Genomic DNA, 11,934 nt, shown 5'->3' with positions numbered 1-11,934 from the left:
GACCCTCGGATCCTCTCCTGCTCCAGCGATCGCGATCAAGCGACCGCTCCGGCAGGTGCGGTTCCAGGGCGCCCGACGGTTGCGGTCTCGCGTGTGGTAGCACTGCATACATGAAGGTCAAGCCCACTGAACGCGCTGGTTACCACCATGGCGACCTCCCCGCCGCTCTCACCACCGCGGCCCTCGAGCTCCTGGACGAGCGGGGGATGGAGCAGGTGACCGTACGTGAAGTCGCCCGCCGGGCAGGGGTGTCGGCGGGAGCGCCGTTCCGGCATTTCGCCGACCGTCAGGCGCTGCTGACAGCGGTCGCCGACCGGATCCTGGCCGACTACGCGGAGTGGCAGCTCGGCATGGTTGCAGACGTCAAGGGTTCGGTGATGCGCGCTTTCGGCCTGGGCTTCGTCCGCTACGCGATCCGCTACCCGCGCCGCTTCGAGCTGGTCAAGACCAGGGTGTTCGGCGACAAACAACCCGCCGAACTGCACGAGCGTCTCTCTGCCATCGAACAGACTTTGACCGACATCATCATCGCCGACCAGAAGGCCGGTCTGCTGCGCCCCGGCGATCCCGAGATCGTGGGTCTCGCGGGCCAGGCAATCGTCTACGGCCTGTCACAGATGATCGTCGACGGGTATCTGCCGCCGGATCGGGCGGAGCAGCTGGCCGAGCAGGTTCTGGACACCCTCGGCCTTGGCATCGCCAACTGACCATCCCCCGCAGGGCCTTGACCGCCTCCTCGCGCACTGATGTAATCGCTGATTACATCAGTCGAGGAGGCTCTGATGCCTGTGCCGCGCCTGTCGCACATCCCGCGATTCCCGGCCCCCGCGGCCACCGGCACGGTGGCCATCAGGACGACCCCGGCTGACGCGTATCGCGTGGTCAGCGATCCGCCCGTCATGATCCGTCTCTCGGAAGAAGCCCACCGTGCCCGCTGGCTGGGCGGCGCCACTGCCCCGACGGTGGGCGCCCGCTTCCGCGGCCACAACCGCAACGGCCCGCGTCGCTGGGTCACCACCTGCCGCATTACGGATGCCGATCCGGGCCGGCGCTTCGCCTACGAGGTGACGGCGCCGCTCGGAGTCCCCATCTCCCGCTGGCAGTACGACATCGCGCCCACAGCTGAGGGCTGCACCGTCACCGAGACCAGCTGGATGCGGGTGCCCCTGTGGTTCATCCCCCTCGCCATCTTGATCACCGGCGTCTTTGACCGCATCGGCGTCAACAACAGCAACATCGGCACCACACTGCAGCGTCTCAAGCGCCATCTGGAGACACCGCTGCCCAGCACCGCGGACCGCTCCCGGCCCAGTAGTGAGCCGATCAATCAGCAGCACGGTAGGTAGCAGAAGTGGGCCTCAGAGTCGGGCGTCAGAGGTAGGCATCGGACGCACCACACACCAGGAAGGAAGACACGCCATGCACGAGGTACGTGATCTACTCGCTCCTGACGCGTTCAGGGGTGTCGTCGCAACGGTCATGGACAACAACCCCGGCATGCACGAGCCGATGGCCAGGCGCGTCGTGGAGGAAGCCCTCAAGTTCGTCGTGGCCGCCGCAAAGTTCCCGACGACATCCATCCGTCCTTCGCGCCTCGTCGATGAGGGGTGGCACGCCCTCATCCTGCACACGGCGCTGTACGCCAAACTGTGCGCCCGCCTCGGACAGTTCGTACACCACCACCCCGACGGACCGGACACCCCCGATCACGACCCGGGCGCACACCTGCGGACCGTGGCCCTGATCGAAGAGGCGGGGTTCAGCGCGGACAAGGAACTGTGGACGGTGGCGACCGGCGCACTGGTCCCAACGGGAGCGAAGTGCCGGCGGCGGCCCCATCCAGGCGGCGGCTGTTCCACCCCGTCCTGTGGCTCTTCGTGCGGCTCGTCGTGTGGCTCTTCGTGCGGCGGCGGAGGAGGTGACTAGCTTGTTCTTCCACCTCGGCCCTCGATCGCGTCACCGGCGGGCCGCACCGCACAACCACCCACGAATGGCCGCGGCTTCCCACGGCTGCCCACGACTGGCCGCGGGACCCTGACGCGCGGGTTGACCGACAAGCTGCGGCCTTGCCGTGAGCGGTATTTGCCGTGAGCGGCCTTGCCATGAGCGGTCTTTCCGTGAGCTGAGCATCGAACCAGAAGTTGGCTGTTGGCTTACACAACGAGCAGAGAACGGGGGCACAAGTGCATCGCAAACGGAACATGGTGGTGTCGGTGGTAGCAGCCGGGTTGGCGACGGTCGTACTGGCAGGGTGCGGCGTCGACGGCAAGATCGGGAACTACGACAAGGTCTCGGTCTGGCCGGACGCTGATTCCCGGGGCCAGAGTCCGGTCGCCGATCTGACCACGCTCACACCGGTAACCGTGGAGTGCTACACGCCGGGCTCGACGGATGCGAACGGCTTCGGCTACGGCGCCACGTACAAGATCTCCTATGACGGCGGATCCGGCTATATCGACGCGAGCACGTCCATCATGAGCGACGACGGCGCGGTGTCCCCGGAGCGGGTACCCAAGTGCTGAGGGCGTTCCGGACGTGGCTGTCCGCGACGACCAAGACACTCATGTGACTGACCATCCGTTTTCGCAGGTGCGGGGGAGAAACTTCATGGCGGACGGCGAACCCGAGGACCGCAATCACGACGGTGAGCGGCCCACCACGCCCACCGCGCCCGGTGCATCCGGCGCCTCTTCAACCGACCCTTCCGGCTCGCGGGGCCGGCACCCGGAGCACGGGCAATCCGACCCCGGTCAGGAGCGGTCATCGGAGGTGATCCCGGATCGCCCGGCCTTCCCGCCACGTCCCTCCTACGCCCCTACGGCCGGAGTCGGTCGCGGCCCATCCAAGCCATGGGCGAGGGACGCGGGGACGAAGCCGCGTCGGCAACACATGGCTCTGGCGCTCGTACTACTCCTCGTACTGGGAGCCCTGGGATACGGGCTGTGGCCGCGCGGCGAGGCCAACGGGCAGTCCGACGGGGCTGGTTCGGGCACTGCACAGGCCGCAGCCGCACACGCGGAGTCGGCGGCTCGGGCGCTCAAGGCGTTGCCCGCGGTGAAGGTGTCGGTGGACTTTGTCCCCTCGCGGCTCGGCGACGAGGCCCGCCCACGAACACATGCGGCGCTCACCGTCACTGCGGAGGGGCAGGCCGGCGGAACCCTGCGCGAGGCGGTCTCCGGCAAGGCCGACGTGGCGTGGAAGGACGGCCGGCTCTACCTGAAGGGCGATCCGGAGTTCTGGGCTCAGCAGCCTCCGCAATATGCCCATGACGTCAAGGGAAGCGGGAAATGGGTCGCACCGCAGAAGCGGAGCGGCTATTACATGCTGAACCACTTCTCGGTCGATGTCGGCTCGCTCAAGCCCGCGTCGCTGGCCGCACTGGTGCGGCAGGTCACCAGCGACCCGGGCGCGGTGAAGGAGAATGCCGGCAACCTCCATGGCCGCGCGGCGCTGTCCTATACGGCGTCGGGATGGACGGTGCTCATCTCCTCCGAGGCCCCGTACACCGTGCTCGGCATCGCGGGCAGTCCACTGAGTACCGGGGCGGTCCGCTCGGCTGGATGGACGCCGCTCGCGCACCGCGGCGGTGGCGTGGTCGCCGCCGCTTTTCGTCCGCATGCGGTTCCGGTCGATGATCCAAGTGGCTTCTTCAATCCGTACCTGATCGTGACACCTCAGACCGCAACCGAGAAGGAGGCCCAGGCGGTTCGGGGAATTGTCACGGGCGCGACGTCCGATGCCTCCGCCGAGGGAATGCCTGGCGCTCCGGGCCAGACAGATACGGCCGCTCCGGACGGGCCGCAGTTCGATATTGATGAAACCAGCTCCCGGCTCTGCACCACACGGGAATGCCCAGTCAGCCTCACCATCACGAACACCGGCGACCAGCCTGCCGACGCGACGCTGTATATCAACGCCCCCGGGACGTCCGGGAAGCCGTTCCCTTTGGGAACGCTGGCACCGAAGCAGTCCAAGTCGGTGAATACCGGCCGGCCGAACCAGGCGCCGCCCGGCCAAACCGTCACGGTGTGGATCCATGCGTTCGTGTATTCCTCCGTGCTGTACGGACCGGATCCCTCGGTGGTGGATCGTCTTCGGGCCCGGGGGCTGGACCCCACCAGCCAGCTCTCCGTCGCCGCTCCACTGCTCCCCGCGGCCGTGAAGCTTCTGGACCAGATGACTCATGGCTCCACCAAGCCGCAGGAAACCGTCAACACACAGGCACTCAAGGCTCTGAACACCGCCAACGGGCAGGGACAGCTTCCGCTGCTGTCGCAGATCGTCAACTCGGGTCGGCTGATGACGCCTCTCGACCTGCCGGATGTCATCAACAACGCCGACAAGATAGGCAGCGTCAATTCGATGCTGCAGGTCGCGCACCTGCTGGAGACCGACCCTGCGGCGAAGGTGTGGCTCGACGGGCCTTACATGGCCAACGGTCGCGGCTACAAGACCGATTACCTCTACACCACCACCAAGGACGGAAAAGAAGTGAAACGCTCCGTCCAGGTCAAGACCATCACCTCCCACGGCAAAGTGAACAGCAATGCGACCAAGGGCGCCAAACAGCTCAACGGCGAGGTTCCCGGCCGAGGAGGTAACCTCCCCGAGGAAGCGCCCCCGGGATTCGACCGGGTCCTGCAGCTCTACTTCGAGCCCGAAATCGGCGATTACTACACCGCCACCCGGGACAAACTCACGGACTACCTGTCAGGCAAGCGATTCCAAGGCGCACGACAGGGGTTCTGCAATGACGACGGCAAGCCCCGCATCGACGAACTCGTCATCATCAACGGCACCGGGACCCACACCTGGACCGATCTGAAGGAGATCAAAGTTCCGTGCTGAGGTCCGGCTCCGAAGCAGCGCCCTGACTCCCCCGCCGCTGGATGCTCACCAGCGGCGGGGTACCGCGCTTCCCTCAGCCGGTATCAGCGACGCGTGGAGCGTCGTGGGATCACCGCCGCCCGCCGAACTCCCAGTCATGGACCTCGATGTCGGCATACCGGTCCCCAGTCAGGACGGCGCGTGCCGCGTCCGGGTCCAGGGCCCGGACCAGCGCCGCCGTACCCAACCAGGTGGCGCCGTCGTCGGACAACAGCGGCCCGTACGCGATCACATCGTCCCCATGGGGTGGCACGTCGTGATCGGCGGACTGCCCCGAGCCGAGACCGAGCACCAGGTACCGATTGCCACCGGTCCGGCCACCGGGGAAGTCCCACATGGTGCGCCCCAGCACATTGCGCCACCGACGCAGCAGCACGTCCCGGTACACGCCGGCCTGGTAGTTGGGCTCGTCGAGGGCGAACGCACGGGCGGCGGTGGGATCCGGCAGGTCGACGATGTGCACACTGCCGGTGGGCGTTTCGCCGTCACTGGCGAAGGTCGGGCCGCGAGCGATGATCTCCTTCTCGTACCGGTCCATGTAGGACCAGTGCTCCTCCAGCAACTCCTCGCGCAGGGTGAGAGATCCGGGCCGGTCGCGGTGGTAGCAGAAGTACTCCATGGCCCAGACCCTCCCCCACATGCGGCGGCATCTCAACAGGCCGAGTGGCGGTGCGGCCCTCTGCGACCGCGGCTGACCACGGCCGACCGCGACTGGCCAGGCAGCCGGCCGCGGCCCCCGTACGGTTACGGATGGATCAGGTCAGTCCCACTGCTCGTCCGCCAGGGAACTGACCGGCTGGGGCTTGCCGATGACGGCCAGGGCGATGAAGAAGTTGATCTGGCCGATCGCGACGGTCAGGGTGGCCAGCGCCTTTTCGTCGTAGTGCTTGGCCACCTCGGCGTACAGCTCGTCGCTGACCCGCTCCTTGCCGTGCGGCGCGGGCTGGAGGGTGGCCTCCACCAAGGCGAGGGCGGCCCGCTCGGCATCGGTGAAGTACGGGGCGTCCTGCCAGGAGGAGACGGCGGTGATGCGCTCCTCGGACACCCCGGCCTTCCGCAGGAAGCCGGTGTTCAAGACCGTCAGGTAGGTGTTGCCGACGATCTGCCCGGCACGCAGGTGAACCAGGCTCATCGTGGTGCGCGGCACCGAGCGGTTGCCGGTGGCCCGGAACAGAGCGGCGCTGATGTCGTTCACCTCGGGCACGAACTCGGCCGGGTTCGGCATCCGGGAAATCGAGGTCTCCGTCATGACTGCACTCCTTCGCATCCAGCTGGTCAGTTACTTCACAGCACTGACGTACCGGCCCACCAAGATGTGACGGGACTCCGAGAAATTTTTTCCCACCGGGCCACGGGGCCGGTGGCCGGTGGGGACGCCTGCGATCCGGCATGACGCCCGCCGGCAAGTGGACGGGGTCTCAGTAGACGGCCTCCAGGATCTCCCGGACCTCGGCCTCGGTGGGCAGGCGTGGGGTGTTGCCGGTGACAGGGTCGGCGACGGCACCCGCGGCGATCGACGGCAGCAGCTGCTGGGTGGCTCCCAGGTCACGCAGCGGCCGCTTCACGTCGAGGGCGCCGGCGATCTCCCGGACGGTGTCGATGGCGGCCTGTGCCCAGCCTTCGGCGGTGGTGCCGGCCGGGGGTTCGACCCGTAGGGAGCGGGCTGCCTGCTCGTAAGCGGGCAGGGCCGCGGGCGCACTGAACTCCATGACTTCCTCGAAGACCGCGGCCAGGGCGACACCGTGCGGCGTACCGGTGTGGGCGGTCAGTGCGTGGCCGATGCCGTGGACCAGACCGAGGCCGGAAATGGTCAGCGCCTGGCCCGCCAGGTGGGCGCCGAGCATCAACTGGGAGCGGGCTTCGAGGTCGGAGCCGTCGCGGTAGGCGGCGGGGAGCCAGCGACCGACGAGGGCGACCGCGTGACTGGCGTAGGCGACGGAGACGGCGTCGGCGCCACGGGAAGCCAGGGATTCGATGCCGTGCACGAGCGCGTCGATACCGGTGGCGGCGGTGACGTGGGGCGGCAGCCCGAGCGTCAACTCCGGGTCGAGGAGAGCCGCATGGGGTTTGACGGAGGGGTGGCCGAGGTAGATCTTGCGGCGGGTCGAGGTGTCCTCGATGACGCCGAAGCCGTTGGTCTCCGCTCCGGTGCCGGAGGTGGTGGGGACGGCTATCAGGGGCAGGCCGTCGGCCGCGTCCCAGAGGCTGTCGGCGTCGGCCGCCCGGGACGCGGGATTGCCCACGAGCAGCGAGATGCCCTTGGCCGCGTCCAGGCTGGATCCTCCGCCGAGGGCGACCACGGCGGCGGGGCCGAACGCGCGGGCGGCGGCGGCCCCGGCGTCGACGTTTCCGGTGGAGGGGTTCGGGGCGACCTCTCCGTAGACGCCGTACTCCACGTCGGCGCGGGCGAGGATCTTCAGTACGCGCTCGACGACACCGGCGGCGCGCAGGCCGGGGTCGGTGACGACGAAGGCGCGGGAGTGGCCGGTGGCGGCGATGAGTTCGGGCAGCCGCTCGATGCTGCCGGGACCGTAGGCGATGCCACAGGTCGGGTCGATGCTGAACTGCGCCTGTGCGGCGGGCCCGCCGGGGTGTGCGGCGCGGGTGCTGGGGAGGTCGGACATGGTTGCGGCTCCTGCGGGGCGGCGGCGGTGCGGTAAGTGGTGGGCCGGTGGTCGGGACCGGCGCCGGTGAAGCGCCGGTCCCGGGAACTCATGCCGTCATGGGGCTTACGGTCGTCGACCCGGTCGGAGCCGGTAGGCGGAAGTCCTTGCCGGCCAGGGACTCGTACAGCCGCACCGGGGTCATCTCACCGGCGTGGTCGCCGTACTGGGCCTTGGCGCGGCGGTAGATCTGCTCGACGAGCGCGGAGAGCTCGGTCGACACCCCGACATCGCGCCCGAGGTCGACCGCGAGGCCGAGGTCCTTGCACGCCAGCACCATCGCGAACGAGTCGTCGTAGTCGCCGTCGGCGAGCACGGACAGCAGGTCGTTCTCGAGGAAGTGGGAGGCCGCAGGGCTGGCGAGCAGCGAGTTGCGCAGGACGCCGAGATCGACGCCGGCCTTGACGCCCATGCCGAGCACTTCGGAGGTGGCGATCAGGTGGCAGAACCACAGCAGGTTGAGGGCGAGTTTGACGGTGTAGCCGGTGCCGGCTCCGCCGACATGCATGATCTTTTCGTGGTCGCCCATGACCTGGAACAGCGGCAGGGCACGGGCGAAGTCGTCCGCCTCTCCCCCGGCGAAGATCTGCAGGGCGCCTGCCCGGGCCCCGCGTGCCATGCCGCTGACGGGTGCGTCGAGCATGCGTATCCCGCGGGCGTCGAGCACCTCGGTCAGGACGCGGCGCGCGGCGGCGGGTGTCGACGTCGACATGTCGATCCACAGCGCGGTGGAGTCAAGGGCTGCCGCAGCCCCACCGCGCAGCATGACGTCCTCGACGATGCGCGGGGTGGGGAGCATGGTGATCAGGACGTCGGACTGCGCCGCGCAGTCGGCGGCGGTCGGTGCCCACACGGCGCCGAGGCCGAGGTGCTCCGCGGCGGCCTGTTCGCGGGTGTCGTGGACCACGACCGGGTACCCGGACGTGATCAGGTTGCGGGCCATGTGCCCGCCCATGTTGCCCAGTCCGATGAATCCGATCCTCATCGTGTGCCTCGCTCAGGCTCGTAAAGCTGACGGGTGGTGTGGTGACCGCGGCGCGTGGGGACGGTGCGCCTCGGGTGGTACGGGTTCTGCGAGTCGGGCCTTGCTCAGCCGAGATCGATCCAGGTCGTTTTCAGGGCCGTGTACGCGTCGAGTGCGTGCAGGGACTTGTCGCGGCCGGCTCCGGTGGCCTTGAAGCCGCCGAACGGGGTGATGACGTCGCTGGCGTCGAAGGTGTTGATCCAGACGGTGCCGGCGCGCAGGGCACGGGCGGCCTTGTGGGCGACCGTGATGTCCCGGGTCCAGACGGAGGCGACCAGGCCGAAGTCGGTGGCGTTGGCGATGCGCAGGCCCTCGTCCACGTCGCCGTCGAAGGTGATGACGGACAGGACCGGTCCGAAGATCTCCTCCTGGGCGACGCGGGAGTCGTTGGCGACGCCGTCGAGGATCGTGGGCTGGAGGAAGTTGCCGCTGCCGGCCGTCGTCGCGCGTCCGCCGCCGAGGGCCACCGTGGCGCCCTCCTGTTGTCCGAGGGTGAGGTAGCCGAGGATCTTGTCCAGCTGTGCGGTGTCGACGACGGGACCCATCACGGTTTGGGGGTCGAGGGGGTCTCCGATCTTGAAGGTGGCCTCGGTGACCTTCACGATCTCCGCCAGCAGACGGTCCTTGACGGAGGCGTGCACGACGAGCCGCGAACCCGCGTTGCAGGTCTGTCCCGCGTTGTAGAAGATTCCCCAGGCCACGGCGGACGCGGCGGCCGCCAGGTCGGCGTCGGCGAGGACGAGTTGCGGCGATTTGCCGCCGGCCTCGACGGCGACCTGTTTGCCGTTGGACTCGCCGGCGTAGACCTGGAAGAGCCGGGCGACCTCGGCCGAGCCGGTGAACGCGATCTTGTCGACGTCGGGGTGGCGGCCGAGTGCCTGTCCTGCGACCTCACCGCGGCCGGGCACGACATTGAACACACCGTCGGGAAGCCCCGCCTCGGTGGCGAGCCTCGCCAGCAGCAGGGCGCCCAGCGAGGTCTGCTCGGCGGGTTTGAGCACCACGGAGTTGCCGGTGGCGAGGGCCGGGCCGAGCTTCCATGAGGCGATCAGCAGCGCGTAGTTCCAGGGCACCACGGCGCCGATGACACCGAGGGGCTCCCGGGTGATGAGCGCGAGGGCGTGCTGCGGGGTGGGGGCGATCTCGTCGTACGTCTTGTCGATGGCCTCGGCGTACCAGGCGAGGGTCTCGGCCGCCTTGACCACGTCGATGCGCACGGACTCGGTGATGGGCTTGCCCATTTCGAGGGTGTCCAGCAGGGCCAGCTCCTCGGCGTGGGCGAGGATCAGGTCGGCCCAGCGGAGCAGGACGCGCTTGCGTTCCCTGGGGTCCAGGTCGCGCCAGCGGCCGTCGTCGAAGGCGGCGCGGGCGGACCGTACGGCGCGGTCGACGTCGTCGGGGCCGGCGGCGGAGACCTGGGCGAGGACGGCCTGGTCGCGCGGGGAGACGGAGGCGAAGGTCTCCCCCGACTCCGCGTCGGTGAAGACTCCGTCGATGAACAGGCGTGTTTCGTAAGTGAGTTGGGCGGCTGCCTTGCGCCAGTCGTCGTGGGAGCGGGTCAGCAGCTCCTCGATGGTGTGGTGCGTGTTCATGCGATCCTCCAGCGGTCCACCGCGTCCTCGTCCAGCTCGATGCCGAGGCCCGGCTTCTGCGGGACCTCCAGGTCGCCGTCCGCGTTGACCATGACGGGCTCCGTGAGCATGAAATCGCGGCGCTCGGGGGTCCAGCCGGGCGGGTCGTAGGGGAACTCGAAGTACGGTCCGCCGCCGACGCCGGCCGAGACATGCAGGTTGGCCAGGACGCCGATGCCGTTGGTCCAGCTGTGCGGGGTGAACTGGCGGTGCTTGAGGTGGGCGACTTCGGCGAGGGTACGGGCACGGTGCATGCCGACGGCGAGCACCACGTCCATCTGGTAGACGTCGAGCGCGTCCTGTTCGAGATAGCGCAACAGCTCGGTCGTGGAGTGGTGCATCTCGCCGGCGGCGATCCGCAGGCCCGGGTTCTCGGCGCGCAGCCGCTTGAAGCCGTCGAGGTCGGCGTAGGGCAGCGGCTCCTCGACCCAGAAGACGTCGAGCTCGGCGAGCCTGGCGAGGGTCTTGCGGGTCTTGGCGAGGTCGGAGGCGGGCGCGGTGTCTCCGGCCATGCGCCAGGACTGGTTGAGGTCGACCATGATCTCGAAGTCCGGGCCCAGCTCCTCGCGGACCGCCCGGACCGCCGCGATGCCCTCGTCGACGCGGTCGCGATCGATACGGATCTTGAGCGCCCGGAAACCGGCCTCGCGGACCTTGAGCGCGGTGGCCACCCGCTCCTCAGGGGACTTGAGCTCGCCGGAGGAGGCGTAGGCCGGCAGTTTCTTCGTCGCGTTGCCGAACAATTCGGCGACCGGCCGGCCGGAGACCTTGCCGATGATGTCCCAGAGGGCGGCCTCGAGCGGCCAGTACACGCCACCGTGGAAGTTCGCGGTCTCGATGGTGCGCACGTGCCGGACGATATCGAGCGGATCCTCCCCGACGAAGAGGTGCTGGAAGGCGTCGAAGCCGTCCATGGTGTCGCCGGATCCGATGCCGGTGATGCCCTCGTCCGTGTGGACCCGGACGAGGGTGGCGTCGAAGTGGCGACGCGGTTCCGGGTCCCACGCCGCGCGGAACGGCGGGTCCAGTTCGAGGCGCAGCCGGTCCAGGGTGATGTCGGTGATCTTCATCGGGCGACGGACTCCAGACGGGGGGCGGACGCATCGAGCTGCTCGGCGCTCGGCGTGTAGAAGGGATTGGCCGGGCCCGCCTGCGCGGCGGCCAGCACGTCCGGCACGCTCGGTGTCCTGTGGATGGCCGCGGCGACGGCGCGGAAGGCAGCGGTGCGCTGGTTGCGGAACGACTCGTCGAGGTCGTCGACGGCCGGATTGACCCAGACCGCGGCGATGATCAGCAGGTCGTCCGCCTCGTCGGCCGGGATCAGCCCCTGCTCGACGGCGTCGGCGACGCCGCTGGCGACCCCGGCCTGGGCAGAGCCCCAGGTGGCGCGCTGGTGCAGCTCGCCGACGGCCGCCGCCTTGTTGACGAAGAGGGTCAGCGGCTTGACCGGGACATCGGGGCGCACCACGGTCACGTACGGCGCGTAGCCGGCACTCGGCGAGGCGAGGGCGGTCGACCAGGCCGTTTCCACCGGTCCGCCCTTGCGCCCGATCACGATGTTGGTGTGCGCCGCGTTGGGGCCTTCACCAATGAAGGACTCGCCGACGAGCGCGATGGGGGGAAAGGGCATGAGCATTCCTCGCGGTGTGCAGCAGGGGTGGTCTCCTGGCAGCGAACCGGGATCAATCGCTCACTTCCGCGGTTCGCAGCGGCGAATCTAGGAGCCGCT

General features: G+C 68.9%; 12 protein-coding genes. 5 read left to right on the top strand and 7 right to left on the bottom strand.

Annotation, left to right across the window (positions count from 1 at the left end; translation table 11 throughout):
- Positions 1 to 110 precede the first annotated feature (110 nt).
- The 5 genes from ACFV1J_RS11630 (at position 111) to ACFV1J_RS11610 (ending at position 4,848) form a co-directional block, all read left to right on the top strand.
- On the top strand, positions 111 to 707 hold the full coding sequence (locus tag ACFV1J_RS11630; protein WP_385857123.1) for a TetR/AcrR family transcriptional regulator: 597 nt from the start codon (positions 111 to 113) through the stop codon (positions 705 to 707).
- A gap of 75 nt (positions 708 to 782) precedes the next feature.
- Positions 783 to 1,346 carry an SRPBCC family protein gene (locus tag ACFV1J_RS11625; protein WP_385857122.1) on the top strand — a complete coding sequence of 188 codons (564 nt, stop codon included), beginning with the start codon at positions 783 to 785 and terminating at the stop codon, positions 1,344 to 1,346.
- Between the two features lie 73 nt (positions 1,347 to 1,419).
- Positions 1,420 to 1,926 carry a glycine-rich domain-containing protein gene (locus tag ACFV1J_RS11620; RefSeq protein WP_385857121.1) on the top strand — a complete coding sequence of 169 codons (507 nt, stop codon included), beginning with the start codon at positions 1,420 to 1,422 and terminating at the stop codon, positions 1,924 to 1,926.
- A 281-nt stretch (positions 1,927 to 2,207) separates the two neighbouring features.
- A complete protein-coding gene (locus ACFV1J_RS11615; RefSeq protein WP_385857120.1) occupies positions 2,208 to 2,522 on the top strand; it encodes a hypothetical protein in 315 nt (104 codons plus the stop codon).
- Between the two features lie 367 nt (positions 2,523 to 2,889).
- Positions 2,890 to 4,848 (top strand): hypothetical protein, encoded by a 1,959-nt coding sequence (locus ACFV1J_RS11610; protein WP_385857119.1) that lies wholly within the window; start codon positions 2,890 to 2,892, stop codon positions 4,846 to 4,848.
- 109 nt (positions 4,849 to 4,957) lie between these two features.
- On the opposite strand, the gene ACFV1J_RS11605 is transcribed toward ACFV1J_RS11610, so the two are convergent.
- The 7 genes from ACFV1J_RS11605 to fae all read right to left on the bottom strand — a co-directional run bounded on the left by ACFV1J_RS11605 (position 4,958) and on the right by fae (position 11,835).
- On the bottom strand, positions 4,958 to 5,506 hold the full coding sequence (locus tag ACFV1J_RS11605; RefSeq protein WP_385857118.1) for a YciI family protein: 549 nt from the start codon (positions 5,504 to 5,506) through the stop codon (positions 4,958 to 4,960).
- Positions 5,507 to 5,647: 141 nt separating this feature from the next.
- A complete protein-coding gene (locus ACFV1J_RS11600; RefSeq protein ID WP_385857117.1) occupies positions 5,648 to 6,136 on the bottom strand; it encodes a carboxymuconolactone decarboxylase family protein in 489 nt (162 codons plus the stop codon).
- 169 nt (positions 6,137 to 6,305) lie between these two features.
- Positions 6,306 to 7,511: an iron-containing alcohol dehydrogenase family protein gene (locus ACFV1J_RS11595; RefSeq protein ID WP_385857116.1), complete on the bottom strand. Its 1,206-nt coding sequence runs from the start codon at positions 7,509 to 7,511 to the stop codon at positions 6,306 to 6,308.
- 88 nt (positions 7,512 to 7,599) lie between these two features.
- The gene (locus ACFV1J_RS11590) at positions 7,600 to 8,535 is read right to left on the bottom strand and encodes an NAD(P)-dependent oxidoreductase (protein WP_385857115.1); all 936 of its coding nucleotides are present in this window, start codon (positions 8,533 to 8,535) and stop codon (positions 7,600 to 7,602) included.
- A gap of 104 nt (positions 8,536 to 8,639) precedes the next feature.
- On the bottom strand, positions 8,640 to 10,166 hold the full coding sequence (locus ACFV1J_RS11585) for an aldehyde dehydrogenase (protein WP_385857114.1): 1,527 nt from the start codon (positions 10,164 to 10,166) through the stop codon (positions 8,640 to 8,642).
- Entirely contained in the window at positions 10,163 to 11,275 is a 1,113-nt protein-coding gene (locus tag ACFV1J_RS11580) for a mandelate racemase/muconate lactonizing enzyme family protein (RefSeq protein ID WP_385857113.1), read from the bottom strand. Before ACFV1J_RS11580 ends, ACFV1J_RS11585 begins: the two co-directional genes overlap by 4 nt.
- The gene (gene fae / locus ACFV1J_RS11575) at positions 11,272 to 11,835 is read right to left on the bottom strand and encodes a formaldehyde-activating enzyme (protein ID WP_385857112.1); all 564 of its coding nucleotides are present in this window, start codon (positions 11,833 to 11,835) and stop codon (positions 11,272 to 11,274) included. Before fae ends, ACFV1J_RS11580 begins: the two co-directional genes overlap by 4 nt.
- Positions 11,836 to 11,934 lie beyond the last annotated feature (99 nt).

The sequence above is a fragment of the Streptomyces sp. NPDC059649 genome (assembly GCF_042734445.1).
GTDB lineage: Bacteria > Actinomycetota > Actinomycetes > Streptomycetales > Streptomycetaceae > Streptomyces.
Note: the sequence above shows the minus strand (reverse complement) of the source record. Positions and strands in the feature narration are given on the sequence as shown.